We start from the raw sequence: 25,456 nt of genomic DNA, 5'->3' as shown, positions 1-25,456 counted from the left end.
GCCTGGCCAGCTATTTGTTGTCCTTCAGCGCATTGGCCAGGCGCAGCATGGCCGCTTCGATTTCATGGGCGTTCAAGGACGAATACCCCAATAGCCAACCTTGTTTCTTCTCCGCGCCCGCGTACAGCCGGCTGAGGCCGGGCAGTTGCACGCCCGCGCTGGCAGCTTGGCGGATGGTCTTTTCCTCCGACCAGCCATCGGCCAGCAGGCAGGGAATCTGCAGCCCGCCTTGAGGGCATAAGGCCGTGGCAATACCGTCCAGGTGCTTGTCAATGGCATTGAGCATGATTGCACGGCGTCCGGCGTAGAGTTTGCGCATGGCCCGGACATGGGAGTTGTAGTGGCCGTCCTCCATGAAGCGCGCCAGGGTTAGTTGAAGGATCTGTGGCGTGTGGCCATCCATGATGCTGCGCGCGTAGGTGAAGGCTTTGACCAGCTCGAAAGGCAGCACCATGTAGCCCATCCGCAACCCCGGATAGAGCGTCTTGCTGAAGGTGCCGAGGTAGATCGTGCGCTGGTATTTGTCCAGGCCCTGCACGCACGCGGTCGGCAGCCCTTCATAGTGGAACTCGCTGTCGTAGTCGTCTTCGATGATCCACTTGCCATGTTCGGCCGCCCAATTGATCAGTTCGAGTCGGCGTTCCAGCGGTAAGGTCGCTCCGGTGGGGTATTGATGCGAAGGCGTGACATAGACGCAATTGGCGCCGCTGCGGTCTGCCTGCAGCAGATCCGTACGTATGCCCAGGGCATCGACGTCAATGGGCACGACCTTGGTCTCGGCCGTTTCAAAGGCCTTCTTGGCGCCGTAGTAGCCCGGGTTTTCCAGCAGGATCGGTTTGCCGGCGTCCACTAGCAACTGGGCACACAGGAACAGGGCTTGGCGAGTACTGCTCAACACCAGAATCTGGTCGGGGGAGCATTTGGCCCCGCGTTCGAGGTTCAAGTAGGTGGCGATGGCCTTGCGCAGAGGCTCGGCGCCTTGCGGGTCTCCGTGCAGCAGAACATTGCCCCGGTAGTCCTTCATGACCTGGCGTTGCAGGCGTTCCCAGACATCGGTGGGGAAGGTGCGGGTTTCCGGCAGCCCTGTGGCAAAGGCCTTGATCACCTGTTGATCGGTAACTCCACCACTGTCGAAAATCATCCGGCCGCGCCGGCTCAAGCCCGGTCCTGGCGCCGCCTCGCTGCGTTTGGTGTCTTGCAATTTCAGGCGCCGGCGCGCAGCCCCGCGCAATTCAGTGCCCACCGTCTCGGATACATAACTGCCCGAGCCCTCGCGCCGCACGATGAAGCCATCACGGTGCAATTGCACGTAGGCGTTCTCGACCGTGTCGCGGGCAACGCCGAGCGTCTTGGCCAGGACCCGGGTTGCCGGCAGCTTCAGGCCAGAGTCAAGGGCACCGTCGAGGATCAGTGCACGCAGGGCACGCTGAATCCGCTGGTGTAGATCCAGCAGCTGAAACTCGGCGTCGTTGAGTCGCATTTTCAGCGTTTCGAGCTCGAAGGTTTTCGCCATGCGGTCTGCCTTATGTGAACAAATTGGCCTGCAAAGGCAGGCCAGTCTACCCGTAGACTCTATCCATCGCTATTGCCTTTGTGCTCGGCGATCCAACGCTTGGTGGTGTTCATGGAACTTGCCTATCAGGCCTAACAAGACCTGCGGGCACGCGCGCATGGCCAGGCAGGGACCGCCGCAGGTCCGACAAGCGGTCTGGTTTCATGCGCAAAAGTGTATGGGTCAAACGGGCCACTTCAGCGCTATAAATCACTTTCCAGTCGAGGCCAAGTACCTCGCTTTGCAAGGAGCAAGTAAAGCCATGCCTTCGTCAACATCCAAGTCATCTGTTCGCCTCAGCGATCTCATTCATCCGATTGTCGCCGGTCTGATCTCGGTCATTGTCAACTATGGCGGCACCTTCATTCTGGTCTTCCAGGCAGCCAAGGTAGCTGGGCTGAGCCCTGAGTTGACAGCTTCGTGGGTGTGGTCCGTGTCGATTGGCGTGGGCGTTACCGGGCTGTTCCTCAGTTGGGTTTCTCGCGAGCCGATCATCACCGCCTGGTCGACACCCGCAGCGGCATTCCTGGTCGTCGCCCTGGCCACCACGCCCTATGCCGAGGCGGTGGGCGCGTACATGATCTCGGCCGCTGCCTTCGTGCTGCTGGGCTTGTCCGGCTACTTCGAAAAAGTCATCCGACTGATCCCGCCGGGTGTGGCCGCAGGGCTGCTGGCCGGTATCCTGCTGCAGTTTGGCATCGGTGCTTTTGGCGGCATGAGCATTGACCCGATGCTGGTCGGGTTGCTGATTGTTGCCTACATCCTGCTCAAACGATTTACCGCACGCTACGCGGTGGTGGGCATTCTGGCATTGGGGCTGGCCTTCCTGCTGATTCAGGGGCGTGTCGATTTGTCGGGGCTGGGGCTGCAACTCGCGGCACCAGTATTCACCGTGCCTGAGTTCTCGCTCAATGCTTTGCTCAGTGTCGCGCTGCCGCTGTTTCTGATCACCCTGACCGGTCAGTACATGCCTGGCATGCTGGTACTGCGTAACGATGGGTTCAGCACCAGTACCAATCCGATCGTGACCCTCACCGGGTTGGGCTCCTTGCTCATGGCGCCCTTTGGTTCTCACGCGTTCAACATCGCGGCGATTACAGCAGCCATCTGCACCGGCAAGGAGGCCCATGAAGAACCCTCCAAGCGCTGGATCGCCGGCATTGCTGCGGGCGTCTTCTATATCCTCGTAGGGGTCTTCGGCGTGACCCTCGCTGCGGTGTTCATGGCTTTCCCGGCATCCTTCATCACGACTCTGGCCGGGCTCGCCCTGCTGGGCACCATCGGCGGCAGCCTGGCCAGTGCAATGGTCGATGCAAAATCCCGCGAAGCCTCGCTGATTACCTTCCTGGCTGCTGCCGCCAACATCACTTTGTTCGGGATCGGTGGGGCGTTCTGGGGGCTGCTGATTGGTCTGGTGGCTTACGCCGTACTCAACGGCCGTTTGCCGCGTCGCGAGCCGGTCTTCAATCCTGCTGCCGAGCCTGTCACCCGTAAAGGAGCTCCCAACTGACGCAAGCCCTTATTGAAGAGGTCTCCGAAGTCGAAACCCTGACCCTGCACGAGTGCCACGGCCGCTACCCGCAGGCCAACAGCGTTGAGGACTTTCGGCGCAATCTGGCTGCAGTGGCATCCACCGGAATCCGACGGAACGCCAAAACGAAAAAACCCGCCAGAAGGCGGGTTTTTCGGGGGGTTCAGAGATTTTAGTAGCCTTCTCTGGAACCTTGTCTGGCTCCACGACCTGGACTCGAACCAGGGACCCAGTGATTAACAGTCACTTGCTCTACCAACTGAGCTATCGCGGAATGGCGTGTATGTTACTGATTCAAAAAGAGAAGTCAAGCATCTGTTGCTAACTTGATGGATTCATCGGGACGGGCGGTGGTTTATCGGTCATTGGCGGTTACCAGAATTGGCTCAGAGGTCTACCATGGCCGCCCGGAAGTGGTTACACGCGCTGCCGGCCATTCGCCGAAAAGGTACGCGCCATGAATCACTCAGTCCTAACGCCTCAAACTACCGAGGTGAACGCATGACTATCGCTCAGATCAGCCTGCCAAAAGGTGTCGGCCCGCACGCCGAGAAACTGTTCGATGCAATCACTCAGGCCAGCACGGCTGACGAATTGAATCGGGCGGGCGGTAAGGCTGAAGGCTTCGTCCTCGGTCTGGAAAGCACCAAGGCGATCAAAAGCCAGGTCGCTGAATCGCTCTATGTTGCCTATGACGATGCCGCCAGCCAGCGTGCAGCCGAACTGGCTTAACCGCCAAAGGTAAAGGTGCCCAGCATCAGTTTGGCGTAGAGCATCGTGGCGGCCAGTTGCACCAGCCATAAGGCGAGGCCGCCGAGAAATACGCCAGCGGCCACTTGCATCACAAGGTTATTGCCACGTTTGGCCGGGGTGCGAGGGACGAAATGGTCCAGTTCGTCACGGTCTGCGCGTAGGTCGTCGTTTTTCATATCGGCTCTCATAAGAAATCTCGGGTGTACTCAAAACCTGTGGAAGCGAGCCCGCGTGGCGAGCGCTTTTGTGGCAGGGGAGCTTGTGTGGCGAGGGAGCTCTTCGCCACAGACGCTCGTTCCCAGCTGATTCGTGTGGAGTTTAGAGGGCGGCGCCACTGCTTTGAGAATTATCTCTGACAAATAAAAAACGGGAAGCCAGATGGCTTCCCGTTTTTCGTACTACAAAATGACTCAGATCACCGCAACGATGGCCTTGGTCACCACATCGATGTTGCTCTGGTTCAGTGCAGCCACGCAGATACGGCCGGTGTCCAGGGCGTAGATCCCGAACTCGTTGCGCAGACGGGTGACTTGCTCAACCGTCAGGCCGGAGTAGGAGAACATGCCGCGCTGACGACCCACGAAGCTGAAGTCACGCTGCGGGGCGTTTTTTGCCAGCAGGTCGACCATCTGGGTGCGCATGCCGCGAATGCGAAGGCGCATTTCAGCCAGTTCTTCTTCCCATTTCGCACGCAATTCCGGGCTGTTCAGCACGGCAGCAACAATGCTTGCGCCGTGGGTCGGCGGGTTGGAGTAGTTGGTGCGGATCACACGTTTGACTTGCGACAGCACGCGCGCGCTTTCTTCTTTCGATTCGCTGACGATCGACAGGGCGCCAACGCGCTCGCCGTACAGCGAGAAGGATTTGGAGAACGAGCTCGAGACAAAGAAGGTCAGGCCCGAATCCGCGAACAGGCGTACGGCGGCGGCGTCTTCGTCGATGCCATCGCCAAAACCTTGATACGCCATGTCGAGGAACGGCACGTGACCTTTGGCTTTCACCACTTCCAGGACGTTTTTCCAGTCTGCCGGGCTCAGGTCAACGCCGGTCGGGTTGTGGCAGCAAGCGTGCAGCACAACGATCGAACCGGACGGCAGGGCGTTCAGGTCTTCCAGCAGGCCCGTACGGTTGACGTCGTGTGTTGCCGCGTCGTAGTAGCGATAGTTCTGCACCGGGAAACCGGCGGTTTCAAACAGAGCGCGGTGGTTTTCCCAGCTCGGGTCGCTGATTGCCACGACAGCGTTCGGCAGCAACTGCTTGAGGAAGTCGGCACCGATTTTCAGTGCGCCGGTACCACCAACAGCCTGGGTGGTGAGGACGCGGCCGGAAGCGATCAGCGGCGAGTCATTGCCAAACAGCAGTTTTTGCACGGCCTGGTCGTAGGCGGCGATACCGTCGATCGGCAAGTAGCCACGGGAAGCGTGTTGAGCGACGCGAATCGTCTCGGCTTCGACAACGGCGCGCAGGAGTGGAATTCGCCCCTCCTCGTTGCAGTAAACACCCACCCCCAGGTTGACCTTATTGGTACGGGTATCGGCGTTGAATGCTTCGTTGAGGCCCAGGATTGGATCGCGTGGTGCCATTTCGACAGCGGAGAACAGGCTCATTTTTGCGGCGGCTCTGAATGGAGAGTGGAGGGACGTGTCGCGCTCCAGCCGAATGCACTAGAGCGGTGCACAAACGGGGAGCTAGTATAGAGGCCATCGGCGATTGAAGGCGACAGACGAATCGGCTTTTCGGGTAAGTTTTTTGGAATATTTTTCGACCGTTAGTCGAATGGCCGCGTCAAAGACTTCAAGGGATGTAGGACTTTTGCCTTGAAAGCGCGGGCAATCGACTCCACATTGACCACAATCAAGTTTTTTCCTCGGGCGGCGTCAGTCGTTTGCGGCCTTTCTCGTTGCTGCCGGTTTGACCGGACTGGCGCGACTCTTTGCTCCGAGAACCATGAGGTATGCATGTCTGAATTTCAGCTAGTCACCCGCTTCGAGCCCGCCGGCGATCAGCCGGAAGCCATCCGCCTGATGGTCGAGGGCATCGAAGCCGGGCTGGCGCACCAGACGTTGCTCGGTGTGACCGGCTCGGGCAAGACCTTCAGCATCGCCAACGTCATCGCTCAGGTTCAGCGTCCAACCCTGGTGCTGGCGCCGAACAAGACACTGGCCGCGCAGCTGTATGGCGAGTTCAAGGCGTTCTTCCCCAATAACGCCGTCGAGTATTTCGTTTCCTACTACGACTACTATCAGCCTGAAGCCTATGTGCCGTCCTCGGATACCTTCATCGAGAAAGACGCCTCGATCAACGACCACATCGAACAGATGCGACTGTCCGCGACCAAAGCGTTGCTGGAGCGCAAGGACGCGATCATCGTCACCACGGTGTCGTGCATCTACGGCCTGGGGAGCCCGGAAACCTATCTGAAGATGGTCTTGCACGTGGATCGTGGCGACAAGCTCGATCAGCGTGCCTTGCTGCGTCGCCTGGCGGACCTGCAATACACCCGCAACGACATGGAATTTGCCCGAGCGACCTTCCGGGTGCGCGGTGATGTGATCGATATTCACCCGGCGGAATCCGATTTCGAAGCCATTCGCATCGAGCTGTTCGATGACGAGGTCGAGAGCCTGTCAGCTTTCGATCCGTTGACGGGTGAAGTGATCCGCAAACTGCCGCGCTTCACGTTTTATCCGAAAAGCCACTACGTGACACCGCGAGAAACCCTGCTCGGCGCCATCGAAGGGATCAAGGTCGAGTTGCAGGAGCGGCTGGACTATCTGCGTTCCAACAATAAGCTGGTGGAAGCGCAGCGGCTGGAGCAGCGCACCCGTTTCGACCTGGAGATGATCCTCGAACTGGGCTACTGCAACGGCATCGAAAACTACTCGCGCTACCTCTCCGGCCGTGAGTCCGGCCAGGCGCCGCCTACCTTGTTTGATTACCTGCCGGCCGACGCCTTGCTGGTGATCGACGAATCCCACGTCAGCGTGCCGCAGGTGGGCGCGATGTATAAGGGCGACCGCTCCCGCAAAGAAACCCTGGTGGAGTACGGCTTCCGCCTGCCGTCGGCGCTGGATAACCGGCCGATGCGTTTCGATGAGTTCGAAAACATCAGCCCGCAAACCATCTTCGTTTCCGCCACGCCGGGTAACTATGAGGCGGAGCACGCCGGGCGCGTTGTCGAGCAATTGGTGCGTCCGACCGGCCTGGTGGATCCGCAAATCGAGATCCGTCCGGCGTTGACTCAGGTCGACGACCTGCTGTCGGAAATCACCAAGCGTGTGGCCCTCGAAGAGCGAGTGCTGGTGACGACGTTGACCAAGCGCATGTCCGAAGACCTGACCGATTACCTGGCGGATCATGGTGTGCGGGTGCGCTACCTGCACTCGGACATCGACACCGTGGAGCGGGTCGAAATCATTCGCGATCTGCGCCTGGGCACCTTCGATGTGTTGGTGGGGATCAACCTGCTGCGTGAAGGCCTGGACATGCCAGAGGTCTCGCTGGTGGCGATCCTCGATGCGGACAAGGAAGGCTTCCTGCGCTCCGAGCGTTCGTTGATCCAGACCATTGGGCGCGCGGCGCGTAACCTCAATGGCCGGGCGATTCTGTATGCGGACCGGATCACCGGTTCGATGGAGCGCGCGATTGGCGAAACCGAACGCCGGCGCGACAAGCAGATCGCGTTCAACCTGGCCAACGGCATCACGCCCAAGGGTGTGTTCAAGGACGTTGCCGACATCATGGAAGGCGCCACCGTGCCGGGTTCGCGCAGCAAGAAGCGCAAAGGCATGGCCAAGGCTGCCGAGGAAAGTGCCAAGTACGAAGCCGAACTGCGCTCGCCGGGCGAAGTGGCCAAGCGCATCAAGGCCCTGGAAGAGAAGATGTATCAGCTTGCGCGTGATCTGGAGTTTGAGGCTGCGGCGCAGATGCGCGATGAAATCACCAAGTTGCGGGATCGGTTGATTGCTGTTTGATATTCGCGGTGCCTGGGCTGGCCTCATCGCGAGCAGGCTCACTCCTACAATGGGCTTCGCAACGTTCACGATCGCGTGAATACCCGAAAAACCTGTAGGAGTGAACCTGCTCGCGATGGGGGCAACCCGGTTTCAATGAGCCTCGCCAGCCTTCAACCCCACCGGCAATTTCTTGGTCAGCAATACCGCGATCATGCTGATCCCCAGCGCAATCCCCACAAAATGAAACGCATCGTTGTACGCCATGATCGACGCCTGTTGATGGGCGATCTCGCTCAGCTTGCCCAGCGCCGCCGTTTCACTGCCGAACCTGTCCGCCATCGACGCCATTCGCTCGGCCACCTGCGGGTTAGTGGGCACCAGCGCCTCGCGTAAATAATCAAAATACGTCTTCGTTCGCGCGTCCAGCAGCGTGGCGAGGAGGGCGATGCCAATCGCGCCGCCCAGGTTACGCAGGATATTGAACAGGCTCGATGCCGACCCCGCATCCTGGGGCAGGATGTAGGCGGTGGCGATCAACGAAATGGTGACCATGATCAACGGCTGGCCCAGCGCGCGAATAATCTGGATTTGATTGAACTGCGGCCCGGCAAAATCCGGGTTCAGCACCCCAGACGAAAAACTCGCCAGCCCGAACAGCCCGAAGCCCAGGGTGCACAGCCACTTGGGCGAGATGTACTTCATCAGCTTGGGCACCAGCGGAATCAGGAACAGCTGCGGAACGCCCATCCACATGATCACTTCGCCAATCTGCAAGGCGTTGTAGTTCTGGATCTGCGCCAGGTACAACGGCAGCAGGTAAATCGAACCGTACAGCCCGACGCCCATCCCCAGGCTGGAAATGCTCGACAGGCCGAAGTTGCGATTGCGCAAGATGCCGAGGTTGATCAGCGGATTGGGTTTTGACACTTGCACGATCACAAAGGTGATCAGGCTGATCAGCGCAATGCTGCCCAGGGAAACGATCAGGCTCGATTCCAGCCAGTCCTTGCGATGGCCTTCCTCCAGAAAAACCTGCAAGCAGCCGAGGCCGACACCCAGGGTGAGAATGCCCATGTAGTCCGTGCTTTTGAGCAGTTCCCAGTGTGCTTCCTTCTTCTCCAGGCCATACATCAGGCCGGCAATCATGATCAGGCCCGGTGGGATGTTGATGTAGAAGATGTATTCCCAGCCCCAGTTTTCAGTCAGCCAGCCGCCCAGCGTCGGGCCGATTGAAGGTGCAAACGTGGCGGTCATGGCAAACATCGCCATGCCTTTCGCGCGGTGGTGTTCGGGGAGCTTGATCAGCGTCAGGGTAAACGCCAGCGGGATCAGTGCGCCGCCCGTGAAGCCTTGCAGGGCGCGGAAGACGATCATGCTTTCCAGGCTCCAGGCCATCGAGCAGAGCAGCGAGGCCACGAGAAATCCCAGCGAAACCCACACCGCCAGCCGGCGTGCCGAGAGCAACTGCACCAGCCAGGCAGTCAGCGGGATCATGATGATTTCCGCGACCAGGTAGGAGGTGGAAATCCACGAGCCTTCTTCGAGCGTGGCCGACAGTGCGCCTTGAATATCCTTGAGCGACGAGTTGGTGATCTGGATATCGAGCACGGCCATGAAGGCGCCGAGCATCACACTCATGACGGCGATCCAGTCCCGGCGGGTCGGTTCGCCGACCGGGCGGATCAGTTGATCACCGGCCATCGTCAGGGGCGTCTTTGATGTTCACTTTGGCGGTGACCGACATGCCCGGGCGAATCTTGCCGTGCAGCGGATTGTCCGCGGCGAAGGTCAGTTTTACCGGAATCCGTTGTACGACTTTGGTGAAGTTGCCGGTCGCATTGTCCGGCGGCAGCAGGCTGAACTGTGCGCCCGAGGCGGCGAACAGGCTGTCGACCCGGGCTTCGATCGGGGTGTCGCTGTAGGCGTCGAACGTCAGTTCGGCTTTCTGGCCGGGCTGCATGTGCCCGATCTGGGTTTCCTTGAAGTTGGCCTGAATCCAGATGTCTTGATCCGGCACGATCGACAGCAGATAGGCGCCAGCCTGCACGTATTGGCCATTGCGCGCAGCGCGTTGGCCGATCAGGCCGCTGATGGGCGCGTGGATTTCGCTGCGAGTGAGGTTCAGTTCGGCCTGGGCCAGGTCGGTTTTGGCGTTGGCGATCATGGCGTCCAGGCGCTTGATTTCTGCGCTCAGGGCGTTGACTTGCTGGCGCTGACTTTGCGCATCCGCCTGGGCCTTGGTCACTTGCGAGCGCGCAATGTGATTGTCGGCGGAGAGGGTGGTGACCCGTTCTTCCGATACATAGCCGGGTTTGCGCAAGGTTTCGGCGCGGGATAAATCGATCTGCGAGCGGCTGAGGCTGGCCTGGCTGGAGGCGACCTGTGCGTCGCTGGCTGCGATCTGGCTGGCTTGTTGAGTGAGTTTGCTCTGGGCTTGCAGACGTTCGGCCTGGCGAGTGGCCAGGGTGGCATTGGCCCTATCGACGGCGAGGTGGAAATCATCGCCTTCAAGCTTGATCAGCAACTGGCCTTTCTCCACGTGCTGGTTGTCATGCACCAGCACCTCATCGATACGCGCCCCCAGCTGGCTCGAGACGCGGGTGATCTCGCCCTGCACATAGGCGTTGTCGGTGCTTTCGTAAAACCGCCCCTTGAAGAACCAATGGGCAAAGAAGCCCCCGGCGATCAACAGGACGATCAACAGGAAAATAAACAGGCGACGCTTGAGTTGGGCAGGCATGGGGCAGACTGTAGTCGAGAAATTGTAAGGAAAGTTATCAGCCGGTGAATCTCGCATACAGCCGATAAACGGTAAATGCCGTTGGCTGATATTTGGCCATTCACCGGGCAATCAGCACTTTGCAGGCGCAACCTTGGCTTAAATGCCCTGCTGACTGGAGCCGGGCCGCTGTCGCCTGTTACCATTCGCCCTTTGTTTTATCTTCATTTCGAGACTTGCCATGACCACCGTCCGCACTCGCATCGCGCCATCGCCTACCGGGGATCCCCACGTAGGTACCGCTTACATCGCTTTGTTCAACTATTGCTTTGCCAAGCAGCATGGCGGTGAGTTCATCCTGCGGATTGAAGACACCGATCAATTGCGTTCGACCCGCGAGTCCGAACAACAGATTTTCGACGCCCTGCGCTGGTTGGGTATCGACTGGAGCGAAGGTCCGGACGTGGGCGGCCCGCACGGTCCTTATCGTCAAAGCGAGCGTGGCGAGATCTATCAGAAGTATTGCCAGCAGCTGGTCGAAATGGGCCACGCGTTCCCGTGTTTCTGCACCGCCGAAGAACTGGACCAGATGCGCGCCGAGCAGATGGCGCGTGGCGAAACCCCGCGCTACGACGGCCGTGCGCTGCTGCTGTCTGCTGAGGAAGTCGCGCGCCGCCTGGCCGCTGGCGAACCTCATGTGATCCGCATGAAAGTGCCGAGTGAAGGCGTTTGCGTGGTTCCGGACATGCTGCGTGGCGACGTCGAGATCCCGTGGGATCGCATGGACATGCAAGTACTGATGAAGACCGACGGCCTGCCGACGTACTTCCTGGCCAACGTGGTCGATGACCACTTGATGGGCATCACCCACGTGCTGCGCGGTGAAGAGTGGCTGCCATCGGCGCCGAAACTGATCCTGCTTTACGAGTACTTCGGCTGGGAACAACCAGAGCTGTGCTACATGCCGCTGCTGCGTAACCCGGACAAGAGCAAGCTGTCCAAGCGCAAAAACCCGACCTCGGTGACGTTCTACGAGCGCATGGGCTTCATGCCGGAAGCGATGCTGAACTACCTGGGGCGCATGGGCTGGTCGATGCCGGACGAGCGCGAGAAGTTCTCGCTGCAGGAAATGGTCGACAACTTCGACCTGAAGCGCGTTTCCCTGGGCGGGCCGATTTTCGACATCGAGAAACTGTCCTGGCTCAACGGCCAGTGGTTGCGTGATCTGCCGGTGGAAGAGTTTGCTTCGCGCCTGCAGACCTGGGCACTGAATCCTGAATACATGATGAAGATCGCACCGCACGTACAGGGCCGGGTTGAAACGTTCAGCCAGGTCGCACCGCTGGCCGGCTTCTTCTTCGCTGGCGGCGTGAACCCGGATGCGAAGCTGTTTGAATCGAAGAAGCTGTCGAGCGATCAGGTGCGTCAGCTGATGCAGTTGATCCTGTGGAAGCTTGAGAGCCTGCGGCAGTGGGAGAAGGACAGCATCACCGCGACGATTCAGGCGGTGGTCGAATCCCTGGAACTGAAGCTGCGTGACGCCATGCCGCTGATGTTCGCCTCGATCACGGGCCAGGCCAGTTCGGTCTCGGTGCTGGATGCGATGGAGATTCTTGGGCCGGACCTGACTCGTTTCCGTCTGCGCCAGGCGATCGACTTGCTCGGTGGTGTGTCGAAGAAAGAAAACAAAGAGTGGGAAAAACTCTTGGGCAACATCGCCTGACCTACCTAATCCTTGACGCTCACCCGTCATTGATGACGTTCACCTGTAGCAGCTGCCGAAGGCTGCGTTGGGCTGCGAAGCAGTCCTTGATGGCCGCCACGTAATCTGCCTGAAAGGGCAAGGCGTCCGGTGGAGCGAGTGCTACGCACTCGAACGCAGCCTGCGGCAGCTGCTACAGGAACGGATACATCCCCGGATTTACGGGGGAAGGGCGGTAAGTGATTGTTATGTCGGCAAAAAACTTTGAAATATTTTAAAAATAAGTTTGACAGCCTTTCGATGCGCCATTAAGATTCGCCCCGTCCTCAGCGATGAGGGGCTATAGCTCAGCTGGGAGAGCGCTTGCATGGCATGCAAGAGGTCGACGGTTCGATCCCGTCTAGCTCCACCAATTTACACTTCAAGGTCTGGCCACACCGGCCTTGAAGCGATCAACACTCAGCGTTGATCTGTTGTATAGAAGGGTTTGCGTCCCCTTCGTCTAGTGGCCTAGGACACCGCCCTTTCACGGCGGTAACAGGGGTTCGAGTCCCCTAGGGGACGCCAGTTTTACAGAAGCGATGTTGCAAGATGTCGCTCCGCCGCGAGGCGAAAAATCCGGGGCTTTAGCTCAGCTGGGAGAGCGCCTGCATGGCATGCAGGAGGTCAGCGGTTCGATCCCGCTAAGCTCCACCAATTTTACAGTTCAAGGTCTGGCCACACCGGCCTTGAATCGATCAGCTCTCAGCACTGATCAGTTGTATAGAAGGTTTTGCGTCCCCTTCGTCTAGTGGCCTAGGACACCGCCCTTTCACGGCGGTAACAGGGGTTCGAGTCCCCTAGGGGACGCCACGATTACCCGCTCTGCGGGATTTTATAAGGGTCATTCAATTATTGAATGGCCCTTTTGTTTGTCTGGCGTTTGGCCAAACCCCCAATTTCTCTCACACTCTTCTTCAGACCAGCGGTCACATCCACGACTTGCGGAAAATTATTATGAGAATAATATTCTAGTCGTAATATTCGGAGGCAACGATGAACGATAAAAAAGCACAAACCCGCGAACGCATCCTCAAGGCCGCCAGCGCAGCGCTGATTCAGCGCGGCCCGGCCGAACCGAGCGTGGGCGAGGTGATGGGGGCTGCTGGCCTGACGGTTGGCGGCTTCTATGCGCACTTCGAAAGCAAGGACGCCATGATGCTGGAGGCGTTCAAACAGTTGCTCGGTCATCGTCGTGAGCTGATCGCCGATATGGATGACCAGCTGACCGGTGAAGAGCGGCGGGCGTTGGTCGCTGCGTTTTATCTGTCGCGCAAACACCGTGACTCTTCTGATTCCGCTTGCCCGATCCCGGCGTCTGTCGGCGAATTGGGGCGGCTGCCAGACGCATTTCGAGTCGCGCTGAATGAGCACGTGGAGATGATGGTCGCGCAGTTGGCGGCCAGCCCGGAAGAAACCGAAAAGGCCCTGGCCGACATGGCTTTGATGGTGGGTGGTTTGGCTCTGGCGCGGGCGCTGGGGCCGGGAGAGTTGTCTGATCGATTGCTGCGCGCCGCAAAATCAGCGGTGCAATGACCTGAAGGCGAACGCCTGGGGAGTGAGAGCGATGAACGCGTTAAAGTGGGTTCGTGGCGTTAATGGCACCTTGGGCTGGTTTGCACCGCAGTTGGTCGCAAGCAAAATGCGACTCGCATTCATGACCCCGCGCACGCGGCCACCGCGTGATTGGGAGTTGCCGTTGCTGGCAAACTCCGAGCGCATCACGTTGCGCTTCGGTCTCTCCGCACTGCGCTGGGGGCAGGGCCCGGCGGTCTTGCTGATGCACGGTTGGGAAGGGCGCCCCACGCAGTTCGCCAGTCTGATCACAGCACTTGTAGAGGCCGGTTATAGCGTGGTTGCGCTGGATGGCCCGGCACATGGTCGTTCTCCGGGTAGAGAGGCAAATGTCGTGCTCTTCGCCCGCGCCATGCTCGAAGCCGCCGCTGAGTTGCCACCGCTGCGCGCTGTCATCGGCCATTCCATGGGGGGCGCCAGTGCGATGCTCGCCGTGCAGTTGGGCCTGCGCACTGAAACCCTGGTAACCATTGCCGCCCCGGCACGAATTCTTGGGGTCCTGCGTGGTTTTGCTCGCTACGTGCGGCTGCCGCCCAAGGCGCGCTCGGCATTCATTCGTCAGGTCGAGAACGACGTCGGCATGCGCGCCACCACGCTGGATGTTGCGCACTATCAGCTCGACATGCCGGGCCTGATCGTCCATGCCGACGATGATGATTTTGTCCTGGCCAAAGAATCTCAGCTGATCCATGAAGCCTGGTTTGACAGTCGCCTGTTGCGTCTGGAGGCGGGCGGTCATCAGCGAGTGCTGGCCGATCCTCGGGTCATTGATGGCGTGTTATCACTGTTGGCCGGACGTAGCCTGCAATCGCGCCAATCCGCTTGAGCATCCGTTACACTGCCCCGGTCGAAAATTCTGACTGGGAGTGGGGCATGGGCTGGGATCGGGCAACGCCATTTATCATTGACCTGGAAGTGGGCGCCGAGGACATCGACGGGCTGGGGCACGCGAACAACGCGGTCTATGTGACCTGGCTCGAACGTTGCGCCTGGCGCCACTCCCAGCGTCTGGGCCTGGATCTGGTCGAGTATCGGCGTCTTGATCGGGCGATGGCCGTGGTGCGTCACGAGATCGATTACCTTGCGGCCGCCTATGAAGGCGACGAATTACAGTTGGCAACCTGGATTGTCGATTGGGACCAGCGCCTGAAAATGACCCGGCACTTTCAACTCAAGCGCCCCAGTGACAACACCACGTTGCTGAGGGCGCAAACCACGTTCGTCTGCATCGAGCTGTCCACCGGCAAGCCCAAGCGCATGCCGGCAGAGTTTATCGAGGGCTACGGGCCGGCGTTGTTGTCGCAAGAATTGAACACCACCCAAATCTAGTGTGGGAGTGAGCCTGCTCGCGATGCGGGCGGCGCGGTTTAGCCATTACACCGCGTCATCGTTTATCGCGAGCAGGCTCACTCGTACAAGGAATCTGCGATTCCCCGCGCAATCCAGTAAACTGCGGCACGTTTTTCGTCGAGTGTGTTTTTCATGCAAATTGCTTTGGCGCCCATGGAGGGGTTGGTCGACAACATCCTGCGGGACGTGCTGACTCGGGTGGGCGGTATCGATTGGTGCGTGACCGAATTCATCCGCATCAACGACCAGCTGCTCACGCCTGCCTATTACCACAAGTTCGGCCCTGAACTGCTGCACGGCGCCAAAACCGCTGCCGGCGTGCCCCTGCGCGTGCAGTTGCTGGGTTCCGACCCGGTTTGCCTGGCGGAAAACGCCGCGCTGGCCTGCGAACTGGGCTCCCAGGTAATCGACCTTAACTTCGGTTGCCCGGCCAAAACCGTGAACAAATCCCGCGGTGGCGCCGTTCTGCTCAAAGAGCCTGAGCTGCTGAACCAGATCGTTGAACATGTGCGCCGCGCGGTTCCGGCTCACATCCCGGTCACCGCCAAAATGCGCCTGGGTTTCGACAGTCCTGACGGCTCGCTGGTCTGCGCCACGGCGCTGGCCGAAGGCGGTGCGGCTCACATCGTCGTGCACGCACGAACCAAGACCGACGGTTACAAGCCACCCGCTCATTGGGAATGGATCCCGCGAGTGCAGGACGTGGTCAAGGTGCCCGTGTTCGCCAACGGCGATATCTGGAGCGTCGAAGACTGGCGTCGCTGCCGCGAAATCAGTGGCGTGGAAGACATCATGCTCGGTCGCGGCCTGGTGTCGCGTCCCGACCTGGCGCGTCAAATCGCTGCGGCGCGAGCCGGTAAAGACGTCGTCGAGATGACCTGGGCCGAACTGTTGCCGCTCATTCAAGACTTCTGGCTGCAAGCCAAGGCACAGATGACACCCCGCCAATCACCCGGCCGCCTGAAGCAATGGCTGGCGATGCTGACCCGCAACTACCCCGAAGCAGTTGAACTTTTCACCGTGCTGAGACGTGAAACCGAACTGGATCAGGTCTCGCGTTTATTGGGTTTGCAAGTTCGCGAAGCGGCCTGAAAAAATCTTCAAAAAACCTCTTGAAATGTAATCAGTGGTCCCTATCTAAGGGTTACGCGATGCCGAATTCGGGTCGCGGAGACATAGAACCTTGCTGATTATTTTCAGGAGATTTTGAATCATGAGTACTGCATTTTCCCTGGCGCCCCTGTTCCGTTCCTCGGTGGGTTTCGACCGTTTCAACGACCTGTTTGAAACCGCCTTGCGCAACGAACCAGGCAGCACCTACCCGCCTTACAATGTTGAAAAACACGGCGACGATCAATACCGCATCGTCGTAGCGGCAGCCGGTTTCCAGGAAGAAGACCTGGACCTGCAAGTCGAGAAGGGTGTGCTGACCATCAGTGGCGGCAAACGCGATGCAACCGAAGGCGTCACCTTCCTGCATCAAGGCATCGCCCAACGTGCGTTCAAGCTGTCGTTCCGCCTGGCGGACCACATCGAGATCAAAGCCGCCGACCTGCGTAATGGTCTGCTGAGCATTGACCTTCTGCGCGTCGTGCCGGAAGAGGCGAAAGCCAAGCGCATCCCTATCAACGGGACGCAGCAACCTGCTCTGCAGCATTGATTCAGAGCAATCAAGAAGGGCGCCAATGGCGCCCTTTTTTTGTCTGCCAGTAAATCAACGAAGGAGCTCCTGAAACTCCTCCACCGGCAACGGCCGACTGTGCAAATACCCCTGATAAAAATGACAGCCCAGCCCCTGCAAAAACTCCAATTGCTCCGCTGTCTCAACCCCTTCTGCAATCACCTTCAACTCCAGGCTTCGGGCCATGGCGACAATGGCGCGGATGATTTCGGCGTCGTTGGGGTCGGTGGTTGCGTCGCGGATGAATGACTGGTCGATTTTCAGGGTGTCGACCGGCAGGCGCTTGAGGTAGGTCAAGGAGGAGTAGCCGGTGCCAAAGTCATCCATCGCGAAGCTCACGCCGAGTTTTTTCAGGCGGCGCATTTTGTTGATGGTGTCTTCCAGGTTCTGGATGACGATGCCTTCGGTGATTTCCAGTTTCAGCAGTGAGCAGGGCAGCCCATGGCTGCTGAGGCTGTGTTCGATGCGCTCGACGAAGTCATTCTGGCGAAACTGTCGTGGGCTGATGTTCACGCACAGGCTGAAATCGAGCGGATCGATCAGACCCTGGGCCATCAATTGCTTAAAGGCGTCGCAGGCCTCGTCGACGATCCAGGCGCCGACCTCGAGAATCAGTCCGCTGTCTTCGAGCACCTTGATGAACTCGGTGGGCGATTGCGCGCCGAGTTCCGGGTGATTCCAGCGCACCAGCGCTTCCGCGCCGACGATGCGGTTATCCCTGGCGTCCACCTGGGGTTGGTAGTGCACGCGAAACTCGCCCCTTGAAAGTGCCAGGCGAAGGTCCGTTTCCATGCGCAGACGTTCGCTCGCGGCCTTCTGCATGGTGTTGTGGTACATCTGCGTGGTGTTGCGGCCTGAATCCTTGGCCCGATACAGCGCGATGTCCGCGCGTTTGAGCAGGTCGGTTGGCGTCGAGCCATGATCGGGAATCAAGGCGATACCGATACTCGGCGTCACTTGCAGGCGCTGACCGTCTAGGAACATCGGTTCCGACAGCAGTTCACGCAAGGTGTCCGCCAACTCGCGCACCTGGGCACTGACTTCGTTGCGCGAGCCTTCCAGGCCGCTCAGCAGCACGACAAATTCATCGCCGCCCAGGCGCGCGACCGTGTCTTCCATGCGCACGCTGGCTTCAAGGCGCGCGGTGATGATTTTCAGCACCGTATCGCCGACCGGATGGCCGAGCGAGTCGTTGATGTGCTTGAAGTGATCGAGATCGAGAAAGAGCAGCGCGCCTCGCAGGTTGTGGCGCTTGAGCAGGGCGATCTGTTGGCTGAGGCGATCCATCAGCAGTGCGCGGTTGGGCAAATTGGTCAGTGGATCGTGATAGGCCAGGTGACGGATCTGCGCTTCGGCGTTCTTCAGCAGACTGACGTCACGCGCGGTCAACAGCAGGCACGCGGTTTCGTTAAGGGTGATCGGTTCTACCGAAACTTCGACGGTCAGCAATTCGCCCCGTTTGTTGCGCCCGAGCATTTCCTGGTGGTGAACCCGGCCTTTGAGCTGTAACTCGGCCAGCAGCGAGGACCGTTGTTTTTCTTCGGCCCAAATGCCCACCTGGTACACCGTCCGCCCGATGACTTCATCGGCGCGGTAACCGGTGAGTCGGCAGAACCCGTCATTGACCTCCAGATAGCGTCCGGTGTCGCGCTCGGTGATGGTGATGGCGTCGGGGCTGGAGTGAAACGCCTTGGCGAACTTCTCTTCGCTGGCCTTGAGTGCCGCTTCGGAGCGCTGCTGTTGCGTGATGTCGCGCAGGTTGGTGACGATGCACGGCTGGTCGCCGACGCTGATCTGGCGACTGGAAATCACGCAGGTCAACGACTGCCCGTTCTTGTGTTGAACGTGGATCGCCACGTTGCTCAATCCCTGTTCACGGATGACCTGTTCGATCCGCTGCAGGCTTTTGGACGAGGCGTCCCACAGGCCGATTTCATCGGCGCTTCGACCGATCACATCGGCGGCGCTCCAGCCGAACGTCTGGGTAAAGCTGGAGTTGATTTCGATGAATTGGCCACTGTCCTGATGAGTGACACAAATCGGATCCGGGCTGACCTGGAACAGCGTGGCGAATTTTTCTTCCGAGGCAATCAACTGCTGTTCGCGCTCCACCTGTTCGGTGATATCCAGCAGGGTGCCAGCCATGCGCAATGGTGCGCCATTTTCATCGCGATAGAGGCGGGCGCGGCTCTCCAGATACCGCGAAGTGCCGTCCGCCAATTGCACTCGATAGGTCAGCTGATAATTGCCGGCGGGACCTTCGCGCAAGCTGCGGTAGGCGTCACGCATGGTGTCGCGCTCTTCACCGGGCACACCCTCGAAAAACTCGTCGAAGGATTCATGGACGGGTTTGGCTTCCATTCCGTGCAATTGCGCAGCGCGCGCCGAGCCGTAAAGCATGCCGCTGGGAATGTGCCAGTCCCAGGTGCCGAGTTGCGCAGAATCCAGCGCCAGGTCCAGACGCTCCTGACTGTCTTTCAGGGCATGCTCGGCGGCCTTGCGTTCAGTCGTGTCGAGGAAGGTGCTCAGCAGATACGGTTGGCCTTCGAGCTCGACCTTTTGTGCGCTGAGGATGCCGTCATGGATTTGCCCGTTGCTGGCACGAAACTGCACTTCCATGCTGACCAGCTCGCCTTTGGCCTTGGTGGCTTTGACCAGGTGCTCGCGATGTTCCGGGTGCACCCACAAGCCAAGCTCGAGGGTGGTGCGGCCAATGGCATCCTGCACAGGCCAGCCGAACAGGCTCTCGAAATACTGGTTGGCCTCGGTGATCAGGCCATCTTCCTGACGAGTCAGCAGCACCATGTTCGGGCACAGGTGAAACAGCGTTGCGAAGCGCTTCTCCGAGCTGGTCAGGGCTTGTTCGCGCTGGCGCTGATGGGTGATTTCGCGGATTACGCCGATCATGCGTGGGTGCCCATCCTTGTCTGGCAGCAGGCTGCCATTGATTTCGAGCCAATGCAGGCTGCCATCGGGCCAGCGAATACGGTGGTGCATCGCCTGTGCCAGCGGTGCGCCGGCGATCACTGCGTTAAAGGCGCGGACGGTCTTCGCCCGATCTTCTGGCGGCAGCAGGTCGAGGTATTCCAGATCGGCGGGCAATGGCGCGTGCGGGTCGAAGCCGAACAGCGCTTGAGTGCCCCGTGACCAGCTGATCTGCCCGCGCTCGATATCCCAATACCAGGCGCCCAGGCGTGCACCGTTAAGGGCGGCCAGCAATTGCGGTGCGCTTTCCCAGCTCTGCTCTGACTGTTTTGGGTCAAGCGCCTGAATACGCGGCATTGGCGGAATTCGGTCAACAGATTTCGGCATTGGCAAGCCTTAAGCTGAGTGGGCGTTAGGCGCAGGGTCTCGCGGCTCTATGGGCGTAGCACACGTTAGCCATGAGTCCCTGGCCGATCGATTTGTGCATCCAGCAAGGCCATAAAGGCCCGTGCCGCATTCGACAGCGTCCGTTCGGTGTGCACGATATAGCCTAGCTGGCGAGTGAGCTGTATGCCCGGCAAAGGTATACGCGCCACCTGATCATCGAGCATGGTGCGTGGCAATACACTCCAGGCCAGGCCAATCGAGACCATCATCTTGATGGTTTCCAGGTAATTGGTGCTCATGGCGATGTTTGGCGTCAGGCCCTGCGCTTCAAACAGACGCTGGACGATATGGTGGGTAAAGGTGTTGCCGCCGGGGAACACGGCCGGATGCAGGGCAATGTCCGCCAGGCTGACGGCACCGTTGCTGATGAGTGAATGTTCCGGTGCGACCACAAAGTCCAGCGGGTCGTCCCACACCGGTGTGGCCTTGACCAGCGAGTGGGGCTCTGGTGCGAGGGTGATGACCGCCAGTTCGGCACGACCGTGGAGGATTTCTTCGTAGGCTACTTCCGAATCGAGGAACTGAATATCCAGCGCGACCTGGGGGTAGCGTCGTGTGAACTCCCTTAATAAGGGCGGCAAACGGTGCAGGCCGATGTGGTGACTGGTCGCCAGGGTCAGGCGGCCCGTCACTTCGCCGGTCAGGTTGGTCAGGGCGCGGCGGGTATCGTCGAGCACATTGAGGATCTGATAAGCCCGCGGCAGCAGGGCGCGACCAGCCTCGGTCAAACCGACTTCACGGCCCAGGCGATCGAACAGGCGTACCTTCAATTGCTGCTCCAGACCGGCGATGCGTTTACTGATCGCAGGCTGGGTCAGGTGTAACCGTTCGCCTGCGCCAGAGAAGCTGCCGGTCTCGGCAATCGCGATAAAAGCATTGAGGTTGGCGAGGTCCATTGCAGTATTCCAGTTGGTAATCCAAAGCATAAAAAATATGAATTTGAGTTATTTAATGTAACCCCCTAGGATCGACCTCACAAGCCAAGGGGTTATTGAAAAAGCCCAGGGCATAGAAACAAGCTGATGAGGACCGTCTGATGGCCGGCAAAACGCTTTACGACAAGCTTTGGGATTCCCATGAAGTGAAACGGCGCGACGATGGGTCGTCGCTGATCTATATCGACCGCCACATCATCCATGAAGTGACTTCGCCCCAAGCTTTCGAAGGCCTGCGCCTGGCCGGGCGCAAGCCTTGGCGCGTCGACTCGATCATCGCCACCCCGGACCACAACGTGCCGACTACCCCGGATCGCAAGGGCGGGATCGAAGCAATCACCGACCAGGTCTCGCGTTTGCAGGTTCAGACCCTCGACGATTATTGCGACGAATATGGCATCACTGAATTCAAAATGAATGACGTGCGTCAGGGGATTGTTCACGTGATCGGCCCGGAGCAGGGCGCGACCTTGCCGGGCATGACTGTCGTCTGCGGCGACTCGCACACCTCGACCCACGGCGCGTTTGGCGCGTTGTCACACGGCATCGGCACTTCCGAGGTCGAGCATGTGTTCGCCACGCAGTGCCTGGTCGCCAAGAAAATGAAAAACATGTTGGTGTCCGTCGAAGGCCAATTGCCGTTCGGCGTCACCGCCAAGGACATCGTGCTCGCAGTGATCGGCAAGATCGGCACCGCTGGCGGTAATGGCCATGCCATCGAGTTCGCTGGCAGCGCCATTCGCGATCTGTCGATCGAAGGCCGCATGACCATCTGCAACATGTCCATCGAGGCCGGTGCTCGGGTAGGTCTGGTCGCTGCGGACGAAAAAACCGTGGAATACGTCAAAGGCCGTCCATTCGCCCCGAAAGGCGCGGAATGGGACATGGCGGTCGAAGCCTGGAAAGACCTGGTGTCCGACGCTGATGCCAAGTTCGATACCGTGGTTGAACTCGACGCGACCCAGATCAAGCCGCAAGTCAGTTGGGGCACCTCGCCAGAGATGGTCCTGGCCGTTGATCAGAACGTGCCGGACCCGGCCAGGGAAATGGACCTGGTCAAGCGCGGTTCCATCGAACGCGCTTTGAAATACATGGGTTTGAGTGCCAATCAGGCCATCACCGATATCCAGCTGGATCGCGTGTTCATTGGTTCGTGCACCAACTCGCGAATTGAAGACCTGCGCGCCGCGGCCGTCATCGCCAAGGGCCGCAAAGTCGCTTCGACCATCAAGCAAGCCATCGTCGTGCCGGGCTCGGGCCTGGTGAAGGCGCAGGCCGAGGCAGAAGGTCTGGACAAGATTTTCCTCGAAGCCGGTTTCGAGTGGCGTGAGCCGGGGTGCTCGATGTGCCTGGCGATGAACCCGGACCGTTTGGAGTCGGGCGAGCATTGCGCCTCGACTTCCAACCGCAACTTCGAAGGGCGTCAGGGCGCCGGTGGCCGTACGCACCTGGTGAGTCCGGCCATGGCCGCGGCGGCTGCCGTCAACGGTCGTTTCATCGACGTTCGCGAACTGATCTGAGGAACCGCACATGAGAGCTTTTACCCAACACACCGGTTTGGTCGCGCCATTGGACCGGGCCAACGTCGACACCGACCAGATCATTCCGAAGCAGTTTCTGAAGTCGATCAAGCGCACCGGTTTTGGTCCGAATCTGTTTGACGAGTGGCGCTATCTGGACGTGGGCTACGCCTACCAGGACAACTCCAAGCGTCCGCTGAACAAGGATTTCGTGCTCAACGCCGAGCGTTATCAGGGCGCCAGTGTGTTGCTGGCCCGTGAGAACTTCGGTTGTGGTTCCAGCCGTGAACACGCGCCGTGGGCCCTGGAAGAATACGGTTTCCGTAGCATCATCGCGCCGAGCTATGCCGACATCTTCTACAACAACAGTTTCAAGAACGGCTTGCTGCCGATCATCTTGAGTGACGCTGAGGTTGATGAGCTGTTCCAGCAGGTTGAAGCGAATCCTGGCTACGAGTTGACGGTCGACCTGCAAGCCCAGACCGTGACCCGGCCGGATGGCAAGGTCTACAGCTTTGAGCTGGATGAATTCCGCAAGCATTGCCTGGTGAATGGTCTGGACGACATCGGCCTGACCTTGCAGGACCACGAGGCGATTGCGACGTTTGAAGGCAAGCACCGGGCGAGTCAGCCTTGGTTGTTTCGTGACGCGTAAATTTGCGTAAGGCGTGATGACGCCATCGCCAGCAGGCTGGCTCCCACATTGGATTTGCGGGGTTCACAAAACCCTGTGGGAGCTGGCTTGCCAGCGATGAGGCCCGACCAGGCAACACAAGGCTTAAACCCAAAAGGAAATCCCCATGACCAGCACCGCCCACAGTCAGGTTGTACAAAAGCAATTCGGTGAACAGGCCTCCGCCTACTTGAGCAGCGCCGTACACGCTCAAGGCACCGAATTCGCGCTGCTACAGGCCGAACTGGCAGGGCAGGGCGATGCACGGGTGCTGGACGTGGGTTGCGGCGCCGGTCACGTGAGTTTTCACGTCGCCTCGCTGGTCAAGGACGTGGTGGCTTATGACCTGTCGCAGCAGATGCTCGACGTGGTGGCCGGTGCTGCTGCTGACCGGGGCTTGAGCAACGTGTCGACGGTCCTTGGCGCTGCGGAACGCCTGCCGTTCGCCGACGGTGAATTCGACTTCGTCTTCAGTCGCTACTCCGCGCACCACTGGAGCGATCTGGGGTTGGCGTTGCGCGAAGTCCGTCGGGTACTGAAGCCGGGTGGCGTGGCAGCGTTCATCGATGTGTTGTCACCAGGTAGCCCGCTGTTCGACACTTACCTGCAAAGCGTCGAAGTACTGCGCGACACCAGCCATGTGCGCGACTATTGCGCCGGTGAGTGGTTGCGTCAGGTCAGTGAGGCGGGGTTGCATACCCGCAGCACCACCCGTCAACGTCTGCGCCTGGAATACAACTCCTGGGTCGAACGCATGCGCACGCCACAGGTGATGCGCGCGGCGATCCGCGAGTTGCAGCAGTCGATGGGCAACGAAGTGCGCGAATATTTTGAGATTGAGGCCGATGGTTCGTTCAGTACCGATGTGCTGGTTCTGTTTGCAGAACGCTAAGCACTGAACGATAGCCGCCGGACGATAGAATTTTTCCGGGTGCGCCCAAGGGGTGCACCGACTGATGACATGAGGAAAGCATGAGCAAGCAGATTCTGATTCTCCCAGGTGACGGTATTGGCCCGGAAATCATGGCCGAAGCGGTCAAGGTGCTGGAGCTGGCTAACGACAAGTACAGCCTGGGCTTTGAATTCAGCCACGACGTGATCGGCGGCGCGGCCATCGACAAACACGGCGTGCCGCTGGCCGACGAAACCCTGGAGCGTGCCCGCGCGGCTGACGCTGTGTTGCTGGGCGCCGTGGGCGGCCCGAAATGGGACGCCATCGAGCGTGACATCCGTCCAGAGCGCGGTCTGCTGAAAATCCGTGCGCAATTAGGCCTGTTCGGCAACCTGCGTCCGGCGATCCTCTACCCGCAACTGGCTGACGCCTCCAGCTTGAAGCCGGAAATCGTTTCCGGTCTGGATATCCTGATCGTTCGCGAGCTGACCGGCGGCATCTACTTCGGCGCGCCACGCGGTACACGCACCCTGGAAAACGGCGAGCGTCAGTCTTACGACACGCTGCCTTACAGCGAAAGCGAAATCCGCCGTATCGCCCGTGTCGGTTTCGACATGGCCATGGTGCGCGGCAAGAAGCTGTGCTCGGTGGACAAGGCCAACGTGCTGGCGTCCAGCCAACTGTGGCGTGAAATCGTCGAAGAAGTGGCCAAGGATTACCCGCAAGTCGAACTGAGCCACATGTACGTCGACAACGCCGCGATGCAACTGGTGCGCGCACCCAAGCAGTTCGACGTGATCGTGACCGACAACCTGTTCGGCGACATCCTGTCTGACCAGGCTTCCATGTTGACCGGGTCCATTGGCATGCTGCCGTCGGCGTCCCTGGACACCAACAACAAGGGCATGTACGAGCCGTGCCACGGTTCGGCACCGGACATCGCAGGCAAAGGCATTGCCAACCCGTTGGCGACCATTTTGTCGGTGTCGATGATGCTGCGTTACAGCTTCAACCAACAGGCTGCCGCTGATGCCATCGAGCAAGCCGTGAGCCTGGTTCTGGATCAAGGCCTGCGTACCGGTGACATCTGGTCGACGGGTTGCACTAAGGTCGGTACGCAGGAAATGGGCGACGCAGTAGTCGCCGCGCTGCGGAATCTGTAATCTCTCGGGCCCGCTGCCACTTTCAACGTCGAAAGCAGCGGCC

At 59.5% G+C, this 25,456-nt stretch carries 20 protein-coding genes and 5 tRNA genes; 17 read left to right on the top strand and 8 right to left on the bottom strand.

From position 1 onward, the window contains the following. Window positions 1-10 precede the first annotated feature (10 nt). Window positions 11-1,513, bottom strand: a complete 1,503-nt coding sequence (gene pdxR / locus H7698_RS01895) for a MocR-like pyridoxine biosynthesis transcription factor PdxR (RefSeq protein ID WP_162439745.1) — start codon at window positions 1,511-1,513, stop codon at window positions 11-13. Between the two features lie 301 nt (window positions 1,514-1,814). Here pdxR and H7698_RS01890 point away from each other — a divergent pair, with 301 nt between their 5' ends. Continuing rightward, window positions 1,815-3,062, top strand: coding sequence for a benzoate/H(+) symporter BenE family transporter (locus H7698_RS01890; RefSeq protein WP_194690389.1), 1,248 nt, complete (start codon window positions 1,815-1,817; stop codon window positions 3,060-3,062). A gap of 219 nt (window positions 3,063-3,281) precedes the next feature. On the opposite strand, the gene H7698_RS01885 is transcribed toward H7698_RS01890, so the two are convergent. Then, a tRNA-Asn gene (locus H7698_RS01885) sits at window positions 3,282-3,357 on the bottom strand. A 227-nt stretch (window positions 3,358-3,584) separates the two neighbouring features. Between H7698_RS01885 and H7698_RS01880 the strand changes: the two genes are divergently transcribed. Further along, window positions 3,585-3,815, top strand: coding sequence for a hypothetical protein (locus tag H7698_RS01880; RefSeq protein ID WP_194690388.1), 231 nt, complete (start codon window positions 3,585-3,587; stop codon window positions 3,813-3,815). Here the strand turns inward: H7698_RS01880 and H7698_RS01875 are convergent. After that, a complete protein-coding gene (locus H7698_RS01875) occupies window positions 3,812-4,012 on the bottom strand; it encodes a hypothetical protein (protein WP_194690387.1) in 201 nt (66 codons plus the stop codon). The two genes, H7698_RS01880 and H7698_RS01875, sit on opposite strands and share 4 nt — an antisense overlap. A gap of 234 nt (window positions 4,013-4,246) precedes the next feature. Next, window positions 4,247-5,443, bottom strand: a complete 1,197-nt coding sequence (locus H7698_RS01870; protein WP_194690386.1) for an amino acid aminotransferase — start codon at window positions 5,441-5,443, stop codon at window positions 4,247-4,249. Between the two features lie 351 nt (window positions 5,444-5,794). Between H7698_RS01870 and uvrB the strand changes: the two genes are divergently transcribed. Further along, on the top strand, window positions 5,795-7,810 hold the full coding sequence (gene uvrB, locus H7698_RS01865) for an excinuclease ABC subunit UvrB (RefSeq protein WP_162439740.1): 2,016 nt from the start codon (window positions 5,795-5,797) through the stop codon (window positions 7,808-7,810). Between the two features lie 132 nt (window positions 7,811-7,942). Here uvrB and H7698_RS01860 read toward each other — a convergent pair whose 3' ends face one another. Further along, a complete protein-coding gene (locus H7698_RS01860) occupies window positions 7,943-9,493 on the bottom strand; it encodes an MDR family MFS transporter (protein WP_194690385.1) in 1,551 nt (516 codons plus the stop codon). Further along, a complete protein-coding gene (locus tag H7698_RS01855; RefSeq protein WP_162439738.1) occupies window positions 9,483-10,532 on the bottom strand; it encodes an HlyD family secretion protein in 1,050 nt (349 codons plus the stop codon). The genes H7698_RS01860 and H7698_RS01855 overlap by 11 nt, the downstream gene beginning before the upstream one ends. Window positions 10,533-10,752: 220 nt before the next feature. Between H7698_RS01855 and gltX the strand changes: the two genes are divergently transcribed. The 10 genes from gltX to H7698_RS01805 all read left to right on the top strand — a co-directional run bounded on the left by gltX (window position 10,753) and on the right by H7698_RS01805 (window position 16,837). Next, window positions 10,753-12,234: a glutamate--tRNA ligase gene (gene gltX / locus H7698_RS01850; protein WP_162439737.1), complete on the top strand. Its 1,482-nt coding sequence runs from the start codon at window positions 10,753-10,755 to the stop codon at window positions 12,232-12,234. 315 nt (window positions 12,235-12,549) lie between these two features. Next, window positions 12,550-12,625: transfer RNA gene (locus tag H7698_RS01845), tRNA-Ala, on the top strand. Window positions 12,626-12,704: 79 nt separating this feature from the next. Further along, window positions 12,705-12,780 (top strand) — tRNA-Glu (locus H7698_RS01840). A 53-nt stretch (window positions 12,781-12,833) separates the two neighbouring features. Beyond that, window positions 12,834-12,909, top strand: a tRNA-Ala gene (locus H7698_RS01835). Window positions 12,910-12,989: 80 nt separating this feature from the next. After that, a tRNA-Glu gene (locus tag H7698_RS01830) sits at window positions 12,990-13,065 on the top strand. A 183-nt stretch (window positions 13,066-13,248) separates the two neighbouring features. Then, a complete protein-coding gene (locus H7698_RS01825; RefSeq protein ID WP_162439736.1) occupies window positions 13,249-13,788 on the top strand; it encodes a TetR/AcrR family transcriptional regulator in 540 nt (179 codons plus the stop codon). Window positions 13,789-13,819: 31 nt separating this feature from the next. Next, a complete protein-coding gene (locus H7698_RS01820; protein ID WP_162439735.1) occupies window positions 13,820-14,653 on the top strand; it encodes an alpha/beta fold hydrolase in 834 nt (277 codons plus the stop codon). Window positions 14,654-14,700: 47 nt separating this feature from the next. Continuing rightward, complete coding sequence (locus tag H7698_RS01815; protein WP_194690384.1) at window positions 14,701-15,156, top strand: acyl-CoA thioesterase; 456 nt, start codon at window positions 14,701-14,703, stop codon at window positions 15,154-15,156. Window positions 15,157-15,309: 153 nt separating this feature from the next. Then, a complete protein-coding gene (locus H7698_RS01810; protein WP_162439733.1) occupies window positions 15,310-16,269 on the top strand; it encodes a tRNA dihydrouridine synthase in 960 nt (319 codons plus the stop codon). Window positions 16,270-16,390: 121 nt separating this feature from the next. Then, window positions 16,391-16,837, top strand: coding sequence for an Hsp20 family protein (locus tag H7698_RS01805; protein ID WP_162439732.1), 447 nt, complete (start codon window positions 16,391-16,393; stop codon window positions 16,835-16,837). Between the two features lie 54 nt (window positions 16,838-16,891). Here H7698_RS01805 and H7698_RS01800 read toward each other — a convergent pair whose 3' ends face one another. Next, complete coding sequence (locus H7698_RS01800; protein WP_194690383.1) at window positions 16,892-20,170, bottom strand: PAS domain S-box protein; 3,279 nt, start codon at window positions 20,168-20,170, stop codon at window positions 16,892-16,894. 65 nt (window positions 20,171-20,235) lie between these two features. Then, window positions 20,236-21,126, bottom strand: a complete 891-nt coding sequence (locus tag H7698_RS01795) for a LysR family transcriptional regulator (protein ID WP_162439724.1) — start codon at window positions 21,124-21,126, stop codon at window positions 20,236-20,238. A gap of 140 nt (window positions 21,127-21,266) precedes the next feature. Between H7698_RS01795 and leuC the strand changes: the two genes are divergently transcribed. From leuC to leuB, 4 genes are all read left to right on the top strand, one after another. Then, complete coding sequence (gene leuC / locus H7698_RS01790; RefSeq protein WP_194690382.1) at window positions 21,267-22,685, top strand: 3-isopropylmalate dehydratase large subunit; 1,419 nt, start codon at window positions 21,267-21,269, stop codon at window positions 22,683-22,685. Between the two features lie 10 nt (window positions 22,686-22,695). Continuing rightward, a complete protein-coding gene (gene leuD / locus H7698_RS01785; RefSeq protein WP_162439722.1) occupies window positions 22,696-23,340 on the top strand; it encodes a 3-isopropylmalate dehydratase small subunit in 645 nt (214 codons plus the stop codon). 145 nt (window positions 23,341-23,485) lie between these two features. Continuing rightward, the gene (locus tag H7698_RS01780) at window positions 23,486-24,250 is read left to right on the top strand and encodes a class I SAM-dependent methyltransferase (RefSeq protein ID WP_162439721.1); all 765 of its coding nucleotides are present in this window, start codon (window positions 23,486-23,488) and stop codon (window positions 24,248-24,250) included. Window positions 24,251-24,330: 80 nt separating this feature from the next. Further along, window positions 24,331-25,413, top strand: a complete 1,083-nt coding sequence (leuB, locus tag H7698_RS01775; RefSeq protein WP_194690381.1) for a 3-isopropylmalate dehydrogenase — start codon at window positions 24,331-24,333, stop codon at window positions 25,411-25,413. Window positions 25,414-25,456: the final 43 nt, after the last annotated feature.

The sequence above is a fragment of the Pseudomonas sp. p50(2008) genome, assembly GCF_015351605.1.
Classification (GTDB): domain Bacteria; phylum Pseudomonadota; class Gammaproteobacteria; order Pseudomonadales; family Pseudomonadaceae; genus Aquipseudomonas.
This window is presented reverse-complemented; position numbering and strand designations above follow the sequence as displayed.